This window comes from Ruegeria sp. CDSA021, assembly GCF_059612325.1.
Window position 1 is genome coordinate 258,575 of the sequence record NZ_JBXWQJ010000003.1, and the last position, 22,292, is coordinate 280,866.

The window sequence follows — 22,292 nt, forward strand, 5'->3', positions numbered from 1 at the left end:
TTTCCACGACTGGATATGAGCCCGATTTATGCCGATATCGTCCGATTCTGCTGAAACACTTGCTTTGACGGCCCTGGGTTGGCTGGTTGGTAACGACGAGCTTTTGCCTGTATTCCTTGGATCGACGGGTGCTTCGATAGACGATGTGCGTGAGCGGGCAGGGGATCGGGATTTTCTGGCATCGGTGCTTGATTTTATGGTGCTTGACGACTCGTGGGTCATGGCGTTTTGTGACGCGAACTCGATCGCCTATGATCTTCCCGCGCAGGCGCGTGGGGTTTTGTCCGGCGGCGCAGAAATACACTGGACCTGAATTCCTGACCTTTAGGAGCAACCGATGCCGATAGATGCAATCGTCTTCGACAAAGATGGCACGCTGTTTGATTTTGCAAACACATGGGGCGGCTTTGGACGCTCTATGTTGCTGCGCCTGACAGATGGTGACAAAGACCGTGCGGCCGAGATTGGGCGTGTTATCGGCTATGATCTTGAGCAAGAGCAATATGCCGAAGACAGCATCGTGATTGCCGCGACCGTCGAGGAAATCGCTGACGTTTTGGCCGATCACTTTCCAGATATGACCGTACACCAGATTGTGGACGTGATGAATGCCGAAGCCGCCGCGGCCCCGCAGGCGCCTGCTGTTCCTCTGGTCCCATTTCTTGAAGCTCTGCGAAATGCAGGGATCAAGCTTGGTGTCGCGACCAATGACAGTGAACACCCGGCCTTGCAGCATCTGAAGTCCGCAGGGATCCGGGAACATTTCGACTTTGTCGCCGGATATGACAGCGGGCACGGGTTCAAACCGGGCCCCGGTCAGTTGCTGGCCTTTGCGGCCCATGTTGGGGTCGAGCCGTCCCGCGTCGTAATGGTGGGTGATAGCCTCCATGATCTGCAGGCAGGACGCGCCGCAGGGATGACCACCATCGGTGTTCTGACGGGGCTGGCCGAGGCAGATGCCCTGGCGCCAATGGCGGATGTAGTCTTGCCGGATATCGGGCATATTCCCGAGTGGTTGGCAAAAAATCGTTAGGCTAAACTCGGTAATCGACAGTCCAAAAGAAAAAACCGACATTTTCTGTCGCAGACAGAGCGGCCAGAGTCATGCCTTCGGGGCTTGCTTGTGTAAAGCAAGAACGGAGGCAACGATGGCCGAGACGACGACACGAAAGCGCCGAGGAGGAGGACGCGCAGGGGCAGCAGCGCGCAGAGGTAGCGCGGCGATTGATCAGATGCCCTGGGATCCGCCTGTCAATATTGACTGTCCCACTGAACCTTTGGATCAGGCCGGTATCGAAGCGATCCATGACGGGGCTATGCGTATCCTTGAAGAAATCGGGATCGAATTCTACAACAAAGAGGCGATTGGCATCCTGCGCGAGGCAGGCTGCACCATCGACGGGGACAATGTCCGAATGGGTCGCGACTTTGTCATGGAGATGGTCGCCAAAGCCCCCAGCCAGTTTTCAATCACGCCCCGCAACCCGGATCGCAAGATTGAGATTGGTGGCAAGAACATTCTGTTTGGCAATGTTTCGTCTCCGCCGAATTACTGGGACATGGAGATCGGGAAAAAGGTGCCTGGCAATCGCGAGATGTGCCGGAATCTTCTGAAACTGACGCAGTACTTCAACTGTATCCATTTCGCGGGCGGGTACCCGGTTGAGCCGGTAGATATCCACGCCAGTGTCCGCCATCTGGATGTGCTGTATGACAAACTAACCCTGACCGACAAGGCGATGCATGCTTATTCGCTGGGTAAGGAACGCGTTGAAGATGTAATGGAAATGGTACGAATTGCCGGCGGTCTGAGCCACGAAGAGTTCGAAGCCGAGCCGCGTATGTACACCAATATCAATTCGACTTCACCGCTGAAGCATGACCATCCGATGATCGATGGCTGTCTTCGGCTGGCCCGGCGCGGGCAGGCCATAGTGGTTACGCCCTTTACATTGGCAGGTGCAATGGCACCGGTGACAATGGCAGGGGCCGTTGCGCAGTCACTGGCCGAGGCGCTGTGTGCCATAGCGCTGTTCCAATATGTGCGCCCCGGAATTCCCTGCGTGATCGGCACCTTTACGTCGAATGTTGATATGAAAACCGGTGCGCCCGCCTTTGGAACACCGGAATATATACGTTCGACCCAGATGACCGGCCAGATGGCGCGGTTCTATGGCTTGCCCATGCGCTCATCGGGAGTTTGCGCCGCAAATGTGCCGGATGGGCAATCGGTGTGGGAGACCTCGAATTCGCTTTGGGCTGCTGTGCAATCGGGGACCAACATGGTCTATCATGCCGCCGGTTGGCTAGAGGGCGGTCTGATCGCTAGCCCGGAAAAGTTCATCATGGATTGTGAAATCCTACAGCAAATTCAACGGTATATGAATCCGGAACTGACCGCCACCGGTCCGGACGAAATCGCGCTGGACGCAATCCGGGCTGTGGGAAATGACGGTCATTTCTTCGGCACTCAGCATACGCAGGACCGATACACCACCGCATTCTATCAACCCTTCCTGAGTGATTGGAAAAACTATGAAGGGTGGGAAGTCGCAGGCGGAATCTGGACTGCCGAACGCGCCCACCACATGTTCAAAGAGATCGTATCGAGCTTTGAAGCCCCCCCTCTGGACGACGCTATTCGTGACGAACTGGCCGAATTTGTCGAACGTCGCAAAGCTGAAGGTGGCGCGCCGACGGACTTTTGAGCTCGGACCAAATGTCGGGATGATACCTGGTTGCATTTGCTGCAACTCAGGGTGGATTTTGGCTTTTTGTTAAGAGTTTTCAGCCCAGAGTACCGGGGACACCAATTTGGGGTTTCCGATGCATGGTCTGATCAATCGGGCGATACAATCCTTTGTCTGCGCGACCTATGGGCAATCTTGTTGGTTGCGCGTGACCGATGCCGCGCGACTGGGGTTCGCCGAGTTTGAAGCCATGCTCGTTTATGACGATGACATGACGACACGGGTGCTTGACGCGCTCAGCGACGACCTCAATCGGCCACAGGCGGAGATTCTCGAAGATGTGGGGACCTATCTTGTTTCCCATCCCAGTATGGAAGGGTTGCTTCGTCTTCTCCGGTTTGGCGGCGTAAATTATGTTGAGTTCCTGCATTCGCTGGATGATCTGGCGGATCGCGTACGTCTGGCCGTGTCAGATTTGACTTTGCCGACCCTGGAATTGCGAGAGCTTTCAGCCATGGAATACCAGCTATGTTGTTCTCCGGGTCTTCCCGGGTTTTCCAGTGTTATGGTCGGGATTTTACGTGCCATGGCCGACGATTACGGCGCGCTGGTGATGCTGTCGCATGAAGGGCAACAGCATGACAGCGACGTCATTTCCATCATGTTGGTTGAAAGCGCCTTTGCAGAAGGTCGGCATTTTGATCTGGGGGCCCGGAACGGATGACGGACACACAGGAACTGGCTGGTCTTCTGGAAACGCTTTGCCCGATGTATCTTCTGGTGGACCAAAACGGGTGCATCCAACAAGCAGGCCCGACCCTGCAAAAACTGCGGCCTGAACTGCCGCTGGTGGGGCAGGGGTTTTTGGATGTGTTTGAACTGATCCGTCCCAGAACGGTTACGACCGTTCCCGCCTTGATGTCGATGGCCGGGGCAAAACTGCACCTGAAATTTCATGATGAGCCGCGCACAACGCTCAAAGGGTTGGTCGCCCCTTTGGCGCGTTCCGGTGGTGCCGTCATCAACTTGTCATTCGGGATTTCAATTCTGGATGCGGTTCGGGATTATGCGCTGACAAGTGCGGACTTCTCAGGAACTGATCTGGCTATCGAGTTGCTCTACCTGGTCGAAGCCAAATCCGCCGCAATGGAGGCGTCGCGTTCGCTGAACCTCAGGCTTCAAGGTGCCATGCTTGCTGCCGAGGAACAGGCTTATACCGACACGTTGACCGGATTAAAGAACCGCAGGGCTATGGACAACGAGTTGGCACATTTGATCTCGACCCGTTCCACCTTTGCCTTGATGCATCTGGATCTGGATTTCTTCAAATCCGTAAATGACAGGCTGGGCCACGCGGCTGGTGATTTCGTCCTGCAACAGGCGGCCCGGATCATGTTGGAGGAAACGCGCGGCGAGGACACGGTTGCCCGCGTGGGTGGGGACGAGTTTGTCATTATTTTCAAAGACCTGACTCAGGAAGATACATTGGAATCCATCGCGGATCGTCTGATCTCGCGACTGACTGAGCCGATGATGTTTCAGAACCAGCGATGTAGTATTTCAGCCAGTATTGGTACGGCCCTGTCCACTCATTTTCAGGCGCTGAAGGCCGCCGATATACTGCATGGGGCCGATCTGGCGTTGTATCAAGCGAAACTGGATGGCCGGTCGTGTCATCGGCTCTATTCGACACTGACCAACGCGCGATCCTGAGTGTTTGCGGGATTTCAGACCGACTCGAATGCCTCAGTGACCTTTTTTGCAATCTGGTTCTGGATGGGCGCGAGCTCTCCCACAACAGGCATAACAATACCTTTGAATTGGGCACGCTCCAGCTCTTCGGGTACGTCTTCCAGAACATGCCCTCCGGCACAGGCGAAGAACGGCAGGCAAATCGCCTGTTCTGATGCATCGCGGGCCGCCTCGGAAATCGAAGGTGGTTCTTCGACGAACCCAACGCGGATCGACTGGAACGCGATCTTCTTGGCAAGCTGAGTGGCAAACTCATTGGCCACGGCCGATGGGTTCCGGCTGCGGCCGGAACCGTGCGCAGCGATCACCAGATCAGTCGCAGACGCATCCCAATGCTCTTCCAGCAGTTTTGCCCTTAAGGCGAGCGCAGTGAGTGTGGGCAGATCGGGGTCAATGCCCAAAGGGTCCAAAATCTGCGCGGCGTGGTCCCCGACCCGTTTCGGCAAGGCGCTGGTCACGAACCATCCCTTCGCCATGAAAAGCGGATAGATCACCGCGTTTTCCGGAAGGCTGTCCAGTTTCACCTCTAAAGCGCCAGGCTTGGCCAGCGTTGCCGAATGCACCGTCACAGAATCAGTCATCGCCTCCACCTTCGCCGCAAATGCAGCCAGTGCGGCTTCGGCCGGATCCGGGTCGGATGGCTGGCCATGGGCGACGATAATAGCGTGTGACATTCGGATCTCCTGCTGCGGTCTGCGATAGGTGTTTCGGCACGACCTGAAGTCAACACTACAGTTAGCCCAGAAGCGTCAACCAAAGCCAGACGGTCAGAATGGAAGTGGCCGTTCCGATCAAAACGGACGACGCGGCAACGCGTTTGGCGCGGCCATACATATTGGCAAAGATATAGGCGTTGAATCCCGGCGCCATGGCAGCATTCAACACGCCTGAACGGAACAGATCCTGTGGCAGGCCAGTGGATGTGCCGAATATCCACACCAGGCTGGGATGCACCATCAGCGAGATGCAGCAAACAAAACCAATGGTACGCAGGTCGCCTTCCGGCTTGTATTTGACCAGCACCCCACCCAAGGCAAACAACGCACCAGGCAAGGCCGCGCGGGTGACTAGCCCAAGGGCTTCGTCGACCACCGCAGGGATGACCAAACCTGTCAGGTTGACCAGAAAACCAAGCGCAATTCCCAGAATCAGCGCGTTCTTGAACATCGCAGACAGAACCGAGCGTGCCATATGCACCCCGCCATTACCGCGATTGCGCACGACCTCCATCACTGTGATTCCAACGCCGTAACAGAACGGAGAATGGAAGGCGATGATCGCGTAGTTGCCGGTCAGATTCTCGGGTCCATAAGCACGTTCGGTAATCGGCAGGCCCAGCAGGACCGAGTTCGAGAACAGGCAACAGAAGCCTATGGCGACGCAATCTTCCCAATCACGGCCAAAGATGATCCTTGCCCCAAAGAGGCCCGCAGTGAAGCACAACGCAGCGGCAGAATAGAAGCTGGCCAGCAGCCGGGGATCGAAACTGGCGCTGAGGTCCAGATGCGCGATGGCCAGAAACAGCAGGCAGGGAATCGCAAAGCCTTGGGTGAACTTCATCAACCCATCGACATGCTCTTGTTTGAAATAACCTGTGCGGGTCGCCGTGTATCCGGCACCGATCACAAGGAAGACCGGAAGAATGACATCGATCAGGCTTTGTAGCATGTGGCCCCCGTGCGGCAGGCGCGCTGCGATATCTTGGGCGCGCGGGGCAGGGGCTTAGAGCGCCTGATGGATCACCATCCCGTCAAAGGCGGGGGTGATGTGGTCGGGCGTTTCTGCGTCAACCGTCGCATAGTCGAGATCGATATGCATGTTGGTCAAAATCGCGCGTTTCGGTTGCAGCTGTTCGATCCACCCCAGTGTCTTGTCCAAATGCGCGTGCGTTGGGTGCGGGGTGCGGCGCAGGGCATCGATGATCAGACAGTCCAGCCCCTCCATCTCGGGCCAGGCGTCGTCGTAAATTTCGGCGACATCCGGCAGATAGGCAATTTGACCGATGCGGAACCCAAGGGAATCGATCGATCCGTGGTTCACTTTGAACGGGCGAAGTGGAATGGGACCACCGGGGCCGTCGATCTCAAACGGGCCGTTGATAGACTTGAGATCCAGGATCGGTGGATAGGGTGAGCCTTCGGGCTGAATGAACGCGTATCCGAAACGTCCCAGCAAGGCGTTCTGTGTGTCACCGTCCGCCCAGACCGGCACGCGCGTTTTCATGTTGAACACGATCATGCGCAGGTCATCAATCCCGTGCACATGATCCGCGTGCGAATGGGTATAGACCACACCGTCCAACCGCCCGGTGCCCGTGTCCAGCAACTGGCTGCGCATATCCGGCGTGGTATCGACCAGAACCGAGGTCGTCCCATCCGGCCCATCACGTTCAATCAGCAGCGAGCAGCGGCGGCGCACGTTCTTCGGGTTCGACGGGTCACAATCACCCCATTGCCCGCCCAGCCGTGGTACGCCGCCCGAGGAACCGCAGCCCAGAATTGTAAGGCGCATCCCGGTCATGCAGCGGCCTTGTACAGCGCGGCTTTGGTAAACAGGCGGTCGAAATTTGCCTGGGTCTGGGCGGCAAAGGCAGTGTAATCCATGCTGAAGATTTCAGCCCCTTTTCGAGCTATGTGGGCCGTATAGGCGGGTTCGTTGCGTTTGCCGCGATAGGGCGGCGGGGCCAGATAGGGCGCGTCGGTTTCCACCAGAATGCGGTCCATTGGCGCGCTTGCGAAAATGTCCCGCAATTCCTGGCTTTTGGGGAAAGCGGCGATACCGGACATGGACAGGTAGAAGCCCAGGTCCAGTGCGGCTTTGGCCAATTCAGCAGAAGACGAGAAACAGTGCATGACGCAAGAATAGGCTGCGTTGCGATATTCCTCGGCCAGAATTCGGGCCATATCGTCATCCGCCGCGCGGGCATGAATGATCAGGGGCAGCCCAGTGCGCTGGGCCGCTTCGATATGGATGCGCAAAGACCGTTTCTGTACCTCGGCACTCTCGGCGGTGTAGTGATAATCGAGACCAGATTCACCGATACCGACGAATTTCGGGTGCTGGGCCAAGGCAACCAAGTCTTCGACCGAAGCCATCGGCTCTTCCGCCGCACTCATCGGGTGCGTACCGGCAGCATAGAACACGGGTGCGTGGGCTTCGGCAATCGCACGGACGCTGGGTTCGTTACGTAACTTTGTGCAGATCGTGACCATACGGGTCACGCCAGCCTCAGCTGCGCGCGCGATGATCTCGTCCAACTGGCCGTCAAAATCCGGGAAGTCCAGATGGCAGTGGCTGTCGGTAATCTGGGGGGTGTCGCTCATCTGTTCTGACCGGCGGTTTCCTGTATCTTGAACACCGTATCTAGAACCAGAGCGGCAGGGTCAAGGTTCACCGCCTGGCCGTGCCGTGCGCGGGCCGTGATTGTCGCGGCAACCTCGGCCCAGCGGCGGGCATGATCGGGAGAAGCTGAAAGACGCGCCAGCGTTTCGCCTTCGTTTGGCGCAGCCTCCGGGACGGGCGGAGCTCCGGTCGCCCCGGTCACGGCCAACCGTGACAAGGCGACATCGATCAGCGTCAGCAACAGCTCGAACCGCTCTGCCGCGCCGCGTTGGGCTGCGGCCTCGGCCAGCGCCAGTGCGCGTTGCCGATCCATACGGGGCAGGGTTCCCAGAATGGCAATCAGTTCAGTATAAATTTCAAGCCCGCCAAGATTTATCAGGCGCACCGCATCCCCCACCGAGCCAGCAGCCAATGCGGCGAGGTAACCGGTCTGGTTGGGCAGGTCGGTACCAGTTTGCGACAGGGCGGCCTGCATGTCGTCTGCGCCCAGCGGTCCAAGGCGCAAGGACCGGCAGCGAGAGCGGATCGTGGGCAGCAAGCGCGAGGGTTGGTGCGACACCAACAGCAAGGTGGTGCGCGCGGGCGGCTCTTCCAGCATTTTCAGCAGCGCGTTGGCGGCACTGACGTTCATTTCGTCTGCCGAATCCACAATTACGACACGACGTCCACCATCGGCAGAAGACAGTCCGAAGAACTTTCCGAGCTTGCGGATATCGTCCACGACAATCTCACCGCGCAGCCGCCCCTGATCATTCAGCGACCGGGTTATTGCCGCCAAACCCGGTTCCGCCCCCGCCTGAATGCGATGAACCACAGGGTGATCGGGATCAATGTCGAGCGTCACCGGCGGAGGCGGCGCGCCAAACAGCCCTTCGTCATCTGTCGGAGGTGTCGTAAGCAGAAATTGCGCGATCCGCCAAGCCAGTGTCGCCTTGCCGACGCCGCGCGGCCCGGTCAGCAACCAACCGTGATGCAGCCTGTCGGAATTGTAGGCAGTCAGAAATGCCTGTTCTGCCGCGTCCTGACCAAAAAGCCGCGCGGTCTCACGCGGGTGCGGTGCACCCGGCACCTGATCCGGAGAAGGGGTATCGTCGCTCATCGTTTACCGCAAAGCTGCCTGAACGATGTCTGTCACATCCTTTGCGACGCTGTCCATGTCTCTGTTGCCGTCCACGATGCGAAACCGGTCCGAGAATTCGTCAGCCAACGCCAGAAAACCTGCGCGCATTTTCTTTTGCAGATCGGGGCCGAAATCTTCGAACCGCTCTTCGGTGCCTTGCCGGCCTTTTGCGCGCGACAAGCCCGTTTCCGGGTCCATATCGATCAGCAGCGTCATGTCCGGTTCGCGCCCGATCATCAGGCTGTGCAATTGATCCACCAGACCGCGCAGATCGCCGCGCGACAGGCCCTGATACATCCGCGTGCTGTCGGCAAAACGGTCGCAGATCACCACTTTGCCCGCCGCAAGGGCGGGCTGGATGGTGCGTTCCAGATGGTCGCGGCGGGCTGCGGTGAACAGCAACAGTTCAGTTTCGGCAGACCAACGATCCGGGTCGCCTTCCAACACCAGTCGGCGAATTTCTTCAGCCCCCGGAGAGCCGCCGGGTTCGCGTGTCAGCACAACCTGATGACCCTGCGTGCGCAAGCGTTCCGCCAGCATCCGCGCCTGAGTTGACTTGCCTGATCCGTCAATGCCTTCGAAGGTCAGAAATAACCCCGCTTTGGTCACATCGACTCCAGCGGGTTGTTGATCACGTCTTTCAACACGATGCCGCCGACCGTCAACATGCGCACGACAAACCCACCAACGGCCACGTCCTCGGCGGCCACAAGCGGGCGTCGGATTTCCGGCAGCCCTTCGGGTTTGATCACCAGTTCCGCCAGTTGCTGGCCTTTTTGGACTGGCGCGTTGATGGGGCCGTCATACACAACTTCGGCCTCGACATTCTGAGTCCCCAGAACCGGAAACAGCACGTTCAGATCACCGTCGGGAACAAGCCCCACGGTCTTTTTCTCACCCATCCACAGCTTGGCTTGGGCTATCGGCGTTTCCGCGTCGGCAACCGTCCTCTCGACAAAATTTCGAAACGACCAGTTAACCACGGCCTCAGCCTCCTCTGCGCGCTGTCGTGTGGTGTCGAGGCCGGTTAGAACGAAGATCACTCGCCGATCACCTTGTTTGGCAGAGCCGACAAGACCATACCCGGCCTCTTGCGTGTGGCCGGTTTTCAAACCGTCCGCGCCGATGTTCAGGTTGAGCAGCGGGTTTCGGTTGCGGGCATTCGACGGCGCGCGGCCATCAAATTCAAACACTTCTTCCGCGAAGAGGGGGTAGTATTCGGGGAAGTCCGAGATCAACCGATCCGCAAGAACGGCCAGATCATGCACCGACATCATATGCCCGGCTGCAGGCCACCCGTTCGAGTTCGCAAAGTTCGAATTATTCATGCCCATCTGCTGCGCGCGCTGGGTCATGTAACGGGCGAACCCGGCCTCGGTTCCATCGGGGCTAAGCGCTTCGGCGATGACAACGCAGGCATCATTGCCCGACAAAACAATGATACCGCGCAGCAAATCCTCAACCGTGACTCGGTCCTGAGTGTTCAGGAACATGGTCGAGCCACCATAGCTCATCGCGTGCTCTGATACGGGAAGTGTTTCGTTCAGTGTCAATCGCCCGTCCCGCAGCGCTTCGAACGCGACATAGAGCGTCATGAGCTTGGACATCGACGCCGGAGGTAAGGGTTGGTCGGCTTCTTTCGACAACAACACGGTGCCGGTGGTTTGATCAATCACATAAGCCGCACGGGCGGATGTATCAAAGGCATGGGCAGGAATTGACATCAAGGCAATTCCAAAGGCCAGTACGGATGTTCGCAATGAGGATAGCACGCTGCGTCTCCCTGTATCAGTCGGACACGGTGAACGCGTCTTTGAAGCCAAGGTCTTTTACGTCCTTCTGAATGGCTTTGCGTTCGGCCCGGGTTGCGGCGGGGCCTACCAGCACCCGCCAGACGGTATTATTTGCGGTTTTCAGTTCCCGGACAACTGCCGACATGCCGTTCCGGCGCACCTTTTGGGCGGCAGAGTTGGCATTTGCCTCGACGCTGAAGGTTCCGATCTGAACAAACGGTTTGCTCAAGGGCGTCGACGATGTTGTGGCCGCGACTGCTGCGGGGGTGGTTTCGGTTGCATCAATCGCCGCCGCAGCGCCTTCGATCGGATCCAGTGGTGTTTCGGTGATCGCGGCAGGGTCTTTCTTCTGCCACCATTTCCGCTTGGCGGGCTGTTCTGCAGGTGCCTCGACCGGCGCGTCTGTCAGGGACGGAGGGGGTACAACCGCTGCAGCCTCGGTCGCAACTTCCGCGCCGTCTGTAGCTGCATCTGCTGCTGCGACCGCTGTTCCTGCTGCCGCAGCAGCCGGTGCTTTCTTCTGCCACCATTTCCGCTTGGCCGGTTTTTCAGCTTGCGTCTCGGCCTGCTCATCGGCCGCGGTTGCAGTCTCATCCGTTTCGCTGGACGTATCGGTGCTTTCCGCCTGTGTATTGGTGCTTTCCGCTTGTGTATCATCCGAGCTGGACGCACTCGCAGCAACTGCGGCGGTGCCGGCTGCTGCAACGGCTGTTTCTTTCTTCTGCCACCACTTCCGTTTGGCTGGCTGTTCCGGATCAACCGTGGCTTGGCTATCGGTTGCGGTATCCGCCGATGCAGTGGCGGTTTCTTCTGACGTTTCCTCGGCCTGAGGCGCTTCTTCAGGCGGAGCTTCTTCTATCTTTTCACGGCGCAAGGCCACAACGCTGAGCTTTGTCGGAGAACCCGCCAGCAACCCAAGCTGTTCCGCTGCGGCGGACGAGACCTGAAGCGCCGGGCCGGGCAAGTTGCGTTCGCGGCGGAACAGGGCGCCTGTTACCGTTTTGTTATTGGTGGTGTTCTTGATCGCCACGCGTTCGGGCTGGGTCACATCAGGGTGCGCAACCCAGATCCCACCCAGCGAAGGGCGCCCATCCCAAAGCCCTGCTTCGGTGACGTCGAACACATCCGGTGCCTCAATATCACGCTGCTTGCCACTGGTTACTTGGGGGAAAAGCTCGGTTTTGCCCGCAGTGTCCTGAGGTTTTTCCTCGGACTGTGCCGTGCCCAATGCTTCTTCGCATCCGGCCAATATCGTCAAACTCAACGCCAGATACGCCAGCCGTTTCGGCCCCGGGCGTGTCTCGATCGCTCGCTTCATCTGCTTATCCCTTGCCTGAAGGGGCCTCGTTTCACGAACCCCGCTGCCGGTCTGCTGGTTCTGGATGCCAGCCTGTGACGGTCTTTCCTGCAGATCATAACGTGGCTGAAGTGTCATGGAAAGACCGCTGAAAAGCCTTCGGCAAGATTTCCCGTTTTCGACTTGCCTCTGGTTGAACTTGGCCTTAGACCCTGCTTTCGACGGGGAGGTGGCAGAGTGGTCGAATGCGGCGGTCTTGAAAACCGTTGAACGTGAGAGCGTTCCCAGGGTTCGAATCCCTGTCTCCCCGCCACTGCCTTTTTCCTGAGCAAAAAATCGTCACCTCGTGCGTTCACCTGAACGAAACGAGGGATGAACGTGTGCTTCACTCGGTATGACCCCGAAAAAGATGCATAAAAGGATGTTTCTCCCTTACATTTTGGCTTAATATGTTAGCGCAAACTTTAACGTGTTGATTGGCGGGTGATTTCCTGCAGCACGGGTTTTGCAACAAGGGGAGGGAGAGACAGCAAGTGTATCTTGGTCTGGATCTGGGGACGTCCGGTCTCCGCGGAATTGTTGTCGATGAAAGTGGCCAGGTTCTTGCCGAGGCTGATGCAGGCGTTGAAACCTCAACACCACAGTCCGGGTGGTCGGAACAGGCGCCGGCGGATTGGGTGGAAGCATGCCAAAAGGTGGTTGCCCAATTGCGTACCGCGAATGGGGATGCGTTTTCCACTGTCCGGGCCATAGGTCTCAGCGGGCATATGCATGGTGCGACACTTCTGGATTCGAGTGGCAACGTTTTGCGGCCTTGTATCATGTGGAATGACACGCGGTCCGCGCCGGAAGCTGCCGCGTTGGACGGGACCCCAGAGATGCGCGCGATCACGGGGAATATCGTGTTTCCGGGCTTTACCGCGCCCAAACTTGAATGGGTGCGGCGACATGAGCCAGAGGTATTCGAAAAGGTTTCCAAGGTTCTGCTTCCAAAAGATTATTTGCGTTTGTGGCTGATTGGTGAATCTATCAGCGATTTGTCCGACAGTGCTGGCACCGCGTGGCTGGATGTTGGTCGCCGCGAATGGTCTGACACAGCGCTTGAGCATGGTCATATGCGTCGCGATCAGATGCCCGAACTGGTTGAGGGCAGCGCGATTGGAGGCCAGTTGCGGCCCGAGATATTGCAGAACTGGGGCTTGTCCGGGTCTGTGATTGTTGCCGGAGGGGCAGGCGACAACGCGGCGGCAGCCTGCGGCATTGGCAGCATAAACGAGGGGACGGGTTTCCTGTCGTTGGGTACCTCCGGGGTGATGCTGGTTGCTAAGGAAAGCTATGCACCCGCGCCGGAAACAGCGGTTCATTGCTTTTGTCACGCAGTGCCTGGACGTTGGATTCAGATGGGCGTGATTCTGTCGGCAACGAACAGCTTGAATTGGCTGTCCCGCAACTTGGATCAGCCTGTCGGGGCGTTGGCGTCAGCCCTGCCAGACAGAGTCGATGGGCCGTCGAGCACAGTGTTTTTGCCCTATCTGTCGGGGGAGCGGACCCCGCACAACGACAGTGCGATTCGAGGGGCATTCCTTGGTCTGGATATCGCCTCGGATCCGAAGGCTTTGACGCAATCCGTGATGGAGGGCGTTGCCTTTGCTATGCGTGATTGCCTTGAGGCGCTGAAAGGTACAGGAACAACACCTGAAAGCCTTCTGGTTGTGGGGGGTGGGGCACGATCCCGGTTCTGGCTGGAGACACTGGCGACCGTCCTGAACACTCCGCTTGCTCTGCCCAAGGGAAGTGAGTTCGGCGCTGCGATTGGCGCGGCGCGCCTGGCGGCTTGCGCATCTCAAGGGGCAGACCCGGCAGATGTCATGATACCTCCGGAAACTGCTGAGATCATCGCGCCCAGAACAGATCTGTGCGACGGTTATGAGAATGCCTATCAGCGGTATCGCCAGTATTACGCAGCCCTGTCGCCGTTCTCTGCGTCATGATGGCGGGACAAGGTGTCGAAACCATAGAACGGGTTGTGTTGGAAGACGGTGACATGTCCGTCTCCTTGCTCAGCTATGGTGCGATCACCCAAGGGTGGTGGATCGGGCAAACGCCGTTGATACTGGGCTATGATGCACTACAGGATTATCTGACGGACCCGTTTTATTTGGGTGCAATTGTGGGGCGCGTGGCCAACCGTGTCAGCGGGGCGACGTTCGCATTGCTGGGTGAAGTCCACCGACTGACGGCGAATGAAGGCAACAACACATTGCATGGCGGCCCGGTTGGCCTGTCCCAAGTAAATTGGACCGTCGATAAAATTGCTCCAAATCAAGCGGTTCTGTCGATGTATTCACCCGACGGTGATGGAGGGTTCCCCGGTGCGGTCCGGTTCGAGATAGGGGTTGAGCTGGCTTATCCGTGCCTGACCTACACGATCACCGCACATCCAGATCGGCCCGCGCCGATCAGTATCGCCCAGCACAATTATTACTCGCTTGGCTGCCCGCAGGGCATTCTGGAGTGCCATCTTAAACTGAAGGCCACTCACTCTCTGGAATTGAACGAAAGCGCGATACCAACCGGCCGAATTCTGAACACTGATGCCGAAAACCTGGATTTCTCGCACAATCGTGTAATAGGGCAAGAAGCTGGCCATCTTGACCACTACTTTGTTTTTGAAAGCGGACGAGACGTGACCATGCCGGTTGCGGAAGTCGAAACACCGTCGGGTTTGCGAATGAATGTTTATTCAGATCAACCGGGCGCGCAGGTCTATGCTGCGGCGCATTTGTCTGATCCGTTCAGACCCGGGGCGGCGCTTTGCATCGAACCCGCCGGATACACAGACGCGGTGAACAACCCTACCTTTCCCTCTGTGATCTGCACGCCGGAAAAGCCCTATCATCAGAAACTTACGCTAGAGATTGTCGAGGGGCGAGCATGAGAGGTCAGATTTCGGCAACTGCTGCGGGCCTTTGGCTAACGGTGTCGGCGGTTCAGGCGCAGGATCTTGGACCGATTCCGAAATTTGTTGAGCCAGACCTGGAACGTGTCGAGCTGGGGCAGTTGTTGTTTTATGACCCCATCCTGTCAGGGAACAAAAACATCAGTTGCGCCACTTGCCATCATCCAAAACTGGGCACGTCTGACGGTCTTTCGCTTGGGATTGGTGAGGGCGGCGTGGGGCTTGGGGCTGAACGCAAGATCACTCAGGACAACACGCCCGAACAGCGGATCCCGCGAAACTCTCCGGGGCTGTGGAACCTTGGCGCGTTGGAGTTCACGACCTTTTTCCATGATGGGCGGCTTGAGGCTGATCCGTCACAACCCAACGGCATCAGAACACCGTTGGGAACGGATATGCGGCCCGGCTTTCAATCAGCCCTGGCCGCGCAGGCCATGTTTCCGGTGCTTTCACCCGACGAAATGGCAGGGCACTATTCCGAGAACGAAGTAAGCAAGGCTGTGCGGCTGGGCTTGTTGACCCAAGAAGGCGGGGCCTGGGACCTGATCGCTGCGCGCGTGGCCGCGATACCAGACTATTCAGAGCGGTTTGAAGAAATTGCGCCCGGGGAAGAGATCACCTTTACCGCCATCGCCAATGTTATTGCGGATTTCATTGCCTTTGAATGGCGGGCAGATAACAGCCTTTTTGATCGCGCGATGCGGGGTGAGACGACTCTGCCCGCGTCGGCACAATTAGGCATGACCCTGTTTTATGGCGAGGCGGGGTGCAGCAGCTGCCATTCCGGATGGTTCCAGACGGATCACAGTTTCCATTCCATCGCCATGCCTCAGATCGGCCCAGGAAAAGCGGCCCGGTTCGAAAACCATGTGCGTGATGACGGGCGGTTGCGCGTGACAGGGGATGCAGGGGATGCGTTTGCCTTTCGAACACCGTCGCTGCGGAATGTGACATTGACTGCACCTTACGGGCACAGCGGCGCATATGCGCAGCTTGAGGATGTGGTGCGCCATCATTTGGACCCTGTCGGCGCATTGCGTCGCTATTCGGTCGAGAAAGCCGCTCTTCCTCAATTTGATGGGATAGAGGATGCCCAGGCCATGCAAGACCCTGCGCATGTCGAGGCAATTGCCGCTTCTAACGCACTGGTGCCGATCAGCCTGAGCGACGAAGACATCAGCGCCATCCTGAGTTTCCTCGGCACTCTGGAAGACCCGGCGGTGCGGTTGGGCGTGCCCAGCACGGTTCCAAGCGGTTTGCCCGTTGACCAATAGTCAGCGGGTAAGGTGTATCACCTGATTGGAGCTGACGGTCTGCCAATCACTTGCTTCACCGTCGGACCAGATCACCCTGATCTGCAAACTATCCGCATCGCCCAGACCAAAGTGGTGAAATCCAGCAATGCCACTGGCATGGCCGCCGCCAACTGTGACTTCACGGGTCTGCACTCCGGCGTCCGTTTTGACCTCGATAAAGCTGCCAACAGCAGAGCGGTTAGGGTTTGATTGCCTCAAGTCCACCATCACCCAATTGCCATCCTGTGGCTTGTTCTGAAACACCTCCAGCGATGAGCCGCGATTGACCACCACCATGTCCAGCCAGCCATCCCCGTTCAGATCGGCCAAGGCACCGCCGCGGGACTTTGCCATAGAAGCCACGCCTGCTTCTGATGCTGTTTCGACAAACTGACCATTGTCGTTTTGCATCAGCAGGTTGTTTGGATCGGTTTGCGCAGCGTCGGGCATCTGTTCGACATTACCCTTGGCGACAAAAATATCGTCCAGGCCGTCGTTATTCACATCGCCAAACTGGGCGTGCCAGCCGGTTGAGGGACGACCATCGCCACCGGTATGCGGCCTGTGTGCCGTCGTCCCCCGATCATAGGTCGCGTCCCGCCATGTCGGACCTGCAGTCGAAGGATCGAAGGTCTGAAACTTCTGATCTCCCATCGAGGTCAGATAAACATCTGGAAACCCGTCTCCGGTCAGATCGCGCGAGGCTATGCCCATGCCCCAGATCGAATAGGGCAGCCATCCGTCCGCCTGCCCATAAAGACGCGGGGTGTCTTCCATCGCCCATAATTGCTCTTGCCCATCGCGCACATAGTAGTGGCGGTCGTTGCTGACACGCAGATCCGCGCGCCCCGACCGCGCCCAGTCGGAAAACAGAATTGAAAGGGAACAGTGCCCGGGTTCCAGATGGATCGGAGCGCCATATGAGTTGCCATCCGGTCGGTACAGCAAGGTTGGCCCGCAGGTTTCAAATGGTCCATCCGGATCGCTGCGGTCAACATATGTGCCAAACGCCAAAGTCGGGAGAACTTGCCCGCTTTCCCAAGTGGCCGAGAAACCCGTGGTCCAATGATCCTCAGAATCGAAGTTCAACGTGTTGAAGGGTTCGAACGCGCAATCCGCCCCGCCGCGTAGCAACAGATCCGGACCCACGCGCAGAACTGCGAGGTCAAGCTGCCCGTCGCCATCCACATCTAGCGGGTATGCGCCGGTTACACCCGTCAGGGACAGCGCGCTGGGCGTGTCTGTCCGAAACCGAACATCTTTCTGGGATACGTTTACAAATAATTGGGCGGGGTTGGAGCCTCCGGCGGCATAAAGCTCGGGACGGTCATCGCCATTACAGTCAAAAACAGCGACCCCACCGCCGACAAAATGCTCCCACCCGCCGTCATAGACGTGGGATGGGACGTCAACGCCAAGAAACTGCGGAGAAGGTGCATCCGCTGCAACGGTTGTCGCCGCGGTCAGCAGAAAAGCCAGACTAGTTCGCATTTGCCGCCAATTCCCTGACTTTCAGGATCGACACTTGTTCGATTCCATAAGCGGCCGCCCCTTTGGCCCACATTGAATCGCCCCAGTGATTCACTTTGATTTCGGGCAACGGTGCGTCGACGCTGACGACGCCGCTTTTGACGCGGGCCATGACTTCTTCTGAATGCAAATACTCAAAACTGCCTCTTGTGCCGGACAGGATAATGCACTCGGGGTCGAACAGGTTGATCAGGTTTGACAGGCCCATGCCAAACATCTGCCCGGCGCGTGACAAAACGGAAATTGACCGTGTGTCTCCGGCTTGAGCCGCTGAAAGAATGTCAGAAAGCGTTTTGGGGTCGGTCATCTGGCTTGCAATCGTGGCTTCTCGGATCAGGGCATATTCGCCGACATAGGCCTCAAGGCAGCCGCGCTGACCGCACTGGCACAGCGCGCCGTCCAGTTGAACCTTCAGATGTCCGAATTCTGCCCCGCAACCGCGTTCACCGCGATAAAGCTTGCCATCAAACACGATACCCAGACCGATGCCGTGTTCGATGGTCACGACCAAAAAAGTCTTCAACCCTTTGCCCAGACCAAAAAGCTGTTCGGCCTTTGCCACCAGATTGGCGTCGTTTTCAATAAATGCGGCGCAGGGCAGGGCCTTGGACAGTAATGGGCTCAGGTCCACATTTCGCTCAGTCAAAGATGATGACCAATGCACAAAGTTTTTCTCTGCATCAATCAGCCCGGCGATTCCGATGCAGACGCCCGACAGATCTGTGAGCGAATGGTTTGCTGCGCCACAGGCAAGGTCGAGCGCTGAGCGGATCATCCGCGTGAAAGCCTCGGGTGCCATACGCGCCTCGTCCAAGGGGTGGGTATAGGACCCGATTTCTGTACCTTCGAAGTCCACCAAAATGACCGAGATCTGATGCCGCGCGACTTTCACGCCAGCGATACTGTGGCAGCCGCCTTGCAGTTTCAGAAGCACACGCGGCCTGCCGCGACGTGCGGATTTTGACTGTGGCTCCCCCTCGGTTTCCTGGATCAAGCCGGCGGATAACAGGTCTGCCGTGGCGGACGTGATCGTTGCGGGGCTGGTGTCAAGCGCGGTGGCAATATCGATTCGCGAAATGGCACGGGTCGCGCGAATCTGGTCCAGCACACGCAGCCGGGTGGTGTTCCTTTGGTCCGTGGCGTTTGAAGAAGCTTTGCTTTTCAGCATCTTGCCCTCGCGATTCTGGTCATTTCCCAAACCTAGGCGGTTTTCATGCTTTCGGATAGCATAAATATTTTACCGACTGAAATAAATATGCTACTCAGAGTTATCGGGGCCACGAATCATGAAACGATGGCTCAATGAAACCGGGAGGAAATCATGAAACGAATTCTCAGCGCTTCCGCTGTAGCGGTATTGATGGGTACGGTCGCCTTTGCCGAACCTGTTGTGGGCGTTAGCTGGTCGAATTTCCAGGAAGAGCGTTGGAAGACCGATGAAGCCGCGATCAAAGCCGCGCTTGAGGCAGGCGGTGCCGAATACATTTCGTCGGATGCGCAATCGTCGTCGGCCAAGCAATTGTCGGATGTTGAAAGCCTGATTGCCCAGGGCGTTGATGCGCTGATCATTCTCGCGCAGGATTCTCAGGCCATTGGTCCGGCGGTTCAGGCCGCTGCTGACGAAGGAATTCCAGTCATCGCGTATGACCGCCTGATCGAAGACGACCGTGCGTTTTATCTGACCTTCGACAACGTTGAAGTCGGCCGGATGCAGGCGCGAGCGGTGTTCGACGCGATGCCCAAAGGCAACTACGTGATGATCAAGGGCTCTCCCACCGACCCGAACGCGGATTTCCTGCGCGGTGGTCAACAAGAGATCATTCAGGGTGCCGTTGACAGTGGCGACATTGTAATTGTGGGCGAGGCTTACACCGACGGTTGGTTGCCAGCGAATGCGCAGCGTAACATGGAACAGATCCTGACCGCGAACGAGAACAACGTTGACGCGGTCGTGGCCTCGAATGACGGTACAGCTGGTGGTGTTGTTGCAGCACTGACCGCGCAAGGTATGGACGGCATTCCGGTGTCGGGTCAGGATGGCGACCACGCTGCGCTGAACCGCGTTGCTAAAGGTACGCAAACCGTCTCGGTCTGGAAAGACGCACGTGAGCTGGGCAAAGCTGCCGGTGAAATCGCGGTCGCGTTGACCAGTGGAACAAGCCCTGCGGATGTTGAAGGCGCGATCAGCTGGACCTCACCCGGTGGAACCGAGATGAATTCGGTCTTCCTGGCACCTGTGCCGATCACCAAAGACAACCTGACCGTTGTGGTCGATGCTGGCTGGATTCCCCTGGAAGACCTGTGCCAGGGCGTCGAAAACGGCCCTGCGCCCTGTAACTAAACCAAGTTCCAAACCATAACGTCTCTGGCCTGCAAGGGTGGGCCAGAGATCATAGCTGAACATGAAAGATCGGATATGACCGAAACTTCGTCTCAGCCGGTACCCCAAAAAGCAAAGACCAACCTGTTCCAGCAGCTGGAACTGGATATGCGGCTATTGGGCATGATCGGCGCCTTCATCATCCTGTGCATCGGCTTCAACATCTTTACGGATGGCCGTTTTCTGACGCCCAGAAATCTGTTCAACCTGTCGATACAGACCGTCTCGGTCGCCATCATGGCCTGTGGCATGGTGTTCATCATCGTGATGCGCCACATCGACCTGTCGGTCGGAGCTTTGCTGGCGACCACATCTGCCGTCATGGCGATGACCCAGACAGAGCTGTTGCCAAACGTGCTGGGAATAGGTTTGAACCACCCGGCGACATGGGCGATCACATTGGTGGTGGGCCTTGTGGTGGGCACATTGATCGGCGCTTTCCACGGTTGGATGGTGGGCTATCTGACCATACCGGCCTTTATTGTGACACTTGGTGGTTTTCTGGTCTGGCGCAACGTTGCCTGGTACATGACGGATGGCCAGACGATCGGACCGCTGGACAGTACCTTCCTGATGTTTGGGGGGACAAACGGAACGTTGGGCACAACAGTCAGCTTGCTGGTCGGCCTTGCGGCTACGGCAATTGCGATCTGGGCATTGTGGAGCGGTCGCCGATCCAAAGCCGCCCACGGGTTTCCTGTGAAACCTATTTGGGCCGAAACAACGCTGGCCGCGATCATCGGCATTGCCATTATGGGCTATGTCTTCATCGTCAACAGCTATGCGATCCCGACCCGCCGTCTTGAGCGGATGTTCGAAGCGCAGGGTGAGACCATGCCCGAGGGGCTGGTTGTCGGCTACGGCATTCCGATCTCAGTCCTGATCCTGATCCTTGTGGCCGTGACATTGACCGTTGTGGCCCGCAAAACCCGCTTTGGCCGCTATATCTTTGCCACCGGCGGCAACCCGGACGCAGCAGAATTGTCGGGCATCAACACCCGCATGATGACTGTCAAAATCTTTGCCCTGATGGGGTTCCTGTGTGCGTTGTCGGCGGTTGTGGCCTCGGCCCGTCTGGCCAACCATTCGAACGATATCGGTACGCTGGATGAGTTGCGCGTGATTGCCGCCGCCGTGATTGGTGGAACGGCGCTGTCTGGCGGTATTGGCACGATCTATGGCGCAATCCTTGGCGCATTGATCATGCAGGCGCTGCAATCAGGCATGGCCATGGTCGGCGTGGATGCACCGTTCCAGAACATCGTCGTCGGCTCCGTTCTGGTTTTGGCTGTCTATATCGACATCGTCTATCGCAAACGTCTGGGGGCGAAATGATGCAAGATCAAGAAACACAGAAGCGAACTTCGGGTCGTGGGTCCGGCCAGCCGCCTTTGGTGGAAATGCGCGATATCTCGATTTCCTTCGGGGGGATCAAGGCGGTAGACCACGTTTCGGTCGATCTTTATCCGGGCGAAGTTGTGGGCCTTCTGGGTCACAACGGGGCAGGTAAATCCACCCTGATCAAGGTGCTTTCGGGCGCCTATCAGATGGACCATGGCGAGATTCTGATCGACGGCAATAAGGTTGAGATCAACAACCCCCGGGATGCTCGGGCGAACAATATCGAGACGATCTATCAGACGCTGGCACTGGCGGATAATCTGGATGCAAGCTCGAACCTGTTTTTGGGGCGCGAGATGGTCACACCTTTTGGTCTGGTCAACGACGCCGCGATGGAGGCCGAGTGCCGCAAGATCATGGCGCAGCTGAATCCGAACTTTCAGAAGTTCAACGATCCGGTCTCGGCCCTGTCGGGCGGTCAGCGACAATCGGTGGCAATTGCGCGCGCGGTGTATTTCAATGCACGTATCCTGATCATGGACGAACCCACGGCAGCGCTGGGTCCACATGAAACGCAGATGGTGGCGGACCTGATCCAACAGCTAAAGGCGCAGGGGATCGGGATTTTCCTGATCGACCACGATGTGCACGCGGTGATGGAACTGTGCGACCGGGCCTCGGTCATGAAAAACGGGCAACTGGTTGGCACCGTGGACATCCCAGACGTCACCGATGACGATCTGTTGTCGATGATCATTCTGGGCAAAAAGCCCGGCGAAAAGACAGAGTGAGG

21 protein-coding genes and 1 tRNA gene are annotated in these 22,292 nt (G+C 57.6%); 12 read left to right on the forward strand and 10 right to left on the reverse strand.

What is annotated here, in order from left to right:
* Positions 1–28: 28 nt before the first annotated feature.
* The 5 genes from AC2FLD_RS05690 to AC2FLD_RS05710 all read left to right on the forward strand — a co-directional run bounded on the left by AC2FLD_RS05690 (position 29) and on the right by AC2FLD_RS05710 (position 4,403).
* Entirely contained in the window at positions 29–313 is a 285-nt protein-coding gene (locus tag AC2FLD_RS05690) for a DUF3572 domain-containing protein (protein ID WP_496667883.1), read from the forward strand.
* Positions 314–337: 24 nt separating this feature from the next.
* Positions 338–1,033, forward strand: a complete 696-nt coding sequence (locus tag AC2FLD_RS05695; RefSeq protein WP_050602744.1) for an HAD family hydrolase — start codon at positions 338–340, stop codon at positions 1,031–1,033.
* 115 nt (positions 1,034–1,148) lie between these two features.
* Positions 1,149–2,708: a trimethylamine methyltransferase family protein gene (locus AC2FLD_RS05700; RefSeq protein ID WP_496667884.1), complete on the forward strand. Its 1,560-nt coding sequence runs from the start codon at positions 1,149–1,151 to the stop codon at positions 2,706–2,708.
* 118 nt (positions 2,709–2,826) lie between these two features.
* Positions 2,827–3,414: a heme NO-binding domain-containing protein gene (locus AC2FLD_RS05705; RefSeq protein ID WP_496667885.1), complete on the forward strand. Its 588-nt coding sequence runs from the start codon at positions 2,827–2,829 to the stop codon at positions 3,412–3,414.
* Positions 3,411–4,403: a diguanylate cyclase domain-containing protein gene (locus AC2FLD_RS05710; protein ID WP_496667886.1), complete on the forward strand. Its 993-nt coding sequence runs from the start codon at positions 3,411–3,413 to the stop codon at positions 4,401–4,403. Before AC2FLD_RS05705 ends, AC2FLD_RS05710 begins: the two co-directional genes overlap by 4 nt.
* A gap of 14 nt (positions 4,404–4,417) precedes the next feature.
* Here AC2FLD_RS05710 and AC2FLD_RS05715 read toward each other — a convergent pair whose 3' ends face one another.
* From AC2FLD_RS05715 to AC2FLD_RS05750, 8 genes are all read right to left on the reverse strand, one after another.
* Entirely contained in the window at positions 4,418–5,116 is a 699-nt protein-coding gene (locus AC2FLD_RS05715; protein ID WP_496667887.1) for a CbiX/SirB N-terminal domain-containing protein, read from the reverse strand.
* Between the two features lie 61 nt (positions 5,117–5,177).
* Entirely contained in the window at positions 5,178–6,110 is a 933-nt protein-coding gene (locus AC2FLD_RS05720; RefSeq protein WP_496667888.1) for an AEC family transporter, read from the reverse strand.
* A gap of 54 nt (positions 6,111–6,164) precedes the next feature.
* Positions 6,165–6,962 carry an MBL fold metallo-hydrolase gene (locus AC2FLD_RS05725; protein WP_050602739.1) on the reverse strand — a complete coding sequence of 266 codons (798 nt, stop codon included), beginning with the start codon at positions 6,960–6,962 and terminating at the stop codon, positions 6,165–6,167.
* Positions 6,959–7,765, reverse strand: a complete 807-nt coding sequence (locus tag AC2FLD_RS05730; RefSeq protein WP_496667889.1) for a TatD family hydrolase — start codon at positions 7,763–7,765, stop codon at positions 6,959–6,961. The genes AC2FLD_RS05725 and AC2FLD_RS05730 overlap by 4 nt, the downstream gene beginning before the upstream one ends.
* Positions 7,762–8,883, reverse strand: a complete 1,122-nt coding sequence (locus AC2FLD_RS05735; protein ID WP_496667890.1) for a DNA polymerase III subunit delta' — start codon at positions 8,881–8,883, stop codon at positions 7,762–7,764. Before AC2FLD_RS05735 ends, AC2FLD_RS05730 begins: the two co-directional genes overlap by 4 nt.
* Positions 8,884–8,886: 3 nt before the next feature.
* Positions 8,887–9,513, reverse strand: coding sequence for a dTMP kinase (gene tmk, locus AC2FLD_RS05740; RefSeq protein ID WP_496667891.1), 627 nt, complete (start codon positions 9,511–9,513; stop codon positions 8,887–8,889).
* Positions 9,510–10,628 carry a D-alanyl-D-alanine carboxypeptidase family protein gene (locus tag AC2FLD_RS05745; protein WP_496667993.1) on the reverse strand — a complete coding sequence of 373 codons (1,119 nt, stop codon included), beginning with the start codon at positions 10,626–10,628 and terminating at the stop codon, positions 9,510–9,512. The genes tmk and AC2FLD_RS05745 overlap by 4 nt, the downstream gene beginning before the upstream one ends.
* Before the next feature lie 64 nt (positions 10,629–10,692).
* Positions 10,693–12,015: an SPOR domain-containing protein gene (locus AC2FLD_RS05750; protein ID WP_496667892.1), complete on the reverse strand. Its 1,323-nt coding sequence runs from the start codon at positions 12,013–12,015 to the stop codon at positions 10,693–10,695.
* A gap of 202 nt (positions 12,016–12,217) precedes the next feature.
* Between AC2FLD_RS05750 and AC2FLD_RS05755 the strand changes: the two genes are divergently transcribed.
* The 4 genes from AC2FLD_RS05755 to AC2FLD_RS05770 all read left to right on the forward strand — a co-directional run bounded on the left by AC2FLD_RS05755 (position 12,218) and on the right by AC2FLD_RS05770 (position 16,227).
* Positions 12,218–12,307 (forward strand) — tRNA-Ser (locus tag AC2FLD_RS05755).
* 220 nt (positions 12,308–12,527) lie between these two features.
* Complete coding sequence (xylB, locus tag AC2FLD_RS05760) at positions 12,528–13,985, forward strand: xylulokinase (protein ID WP_496667893.1); 1,458 nt, start codon at positions 12,528–12,530, stop codon at positions 13,983–13,985.
* Entirely contained in the window at positions 13,985–14,932 is a 948-nt protein-coding gene (locus tag AC2FLD_RS05765) for an aldose epimerase family protein (protein ID WP_496667894.1), read from the forward strand. The genes xylB and AC2FLD_RS05765 overlap by 1 nt, the downstream gene beginning before the upstream one ends.
* Positions 14,929–16,227 (forward strand): cytochrome-c peroxidase, encoded by a 1,299-nt coding sequence (locus AC2FLD_RS05770; protein ID WP_496667896.1) that lies wholly within the window; start codon positions 14,929–14,931, stop codon positions 16,225–16,227. The genes AC2FLD_RS05765 and AC2FLD_RS05770 overlap by 4 nt, the downstream gene beginning before the upstream one ends.
* Here the strand turns inward: AC2FLD_RS05770 and AC2FLD_RS05775 are convergent, their stop codons facing one another.
* Positions 16,228–17,739, reverse strand: a complete 1,512-nt coding sequence (locus AC2FLD_RS05775) for a CRTAC1 family protein (RefSeq protein ID WP_496667897.1) — start codon at positions 17,737–17,739, stop codon at positions 16,228–16,230.
* Positions 17,729–18,946 (reverse strand): ROK family transcriptional regulator, encoded by a 1,218-nt coding sequence (locus tag AC2FLD_RS05780; protein WP_496667898.1) that lies wholly within the window; start codon positions 18,944–18,946, stop codon positions 17,729–17,731. Before AC2FLD_RS05780 ends, AC2FLD_RS05775 begins: the two co-directional genes overlap by 11 nt.
* A gap of 192 nt (positions 18,947–19,138) precedes the next feature.
* On the opposite strand from AC2FLD_RS05780, the gene xylF reads away from it, so the two are divergent.
* The 3 genes from xylF (at position 19,139) to AC2FLD_RS05795 (ending at position 22,290) form a co-directional block, all read left to right on the forward strand.
* Positions 19,139–20,119: a D-xylose ABC transporter substrate-binding protein gene (gene xylF / locus AC2FLD_RS05785; RefSeq protein WP_371255952.1), complete on the forward strand. Its 981-nt coding sequence runs from the start codon at positions 19,139–19,141 to the stop codon at positions 20,117–20,119.
* A 75-nt stretch (positions 20,120–20,194) separates the two neighbouring features.
* Entirely contained in the window at positions 20,195–21,493 is a 1,299-nt protein-coding gene (locus AC2FLD_RS05790; RefSeq protein WP_496667899.1) for a sugar ABC transporter permease, read from the forward strand.
* Positions 21,493–22,290: an ATP-binding cassette domain-containing protein gene (locus tag AC2FLD_RS05795; RefSeq protein WP_496667900.1), complete on the forward strand. Its 798-nt coding sequence runs from the start codon at positions 21,493–21,495 to the stop codon at positions 22,288–22,290. The genes AC2FLD_RS05790 and AC2FLD_RS05795 overlap by 1 nt, the downstream gene beginning before the upstream one ends.
* Positions 22,291–22,292: the final 2 nt, after the last annotated feature.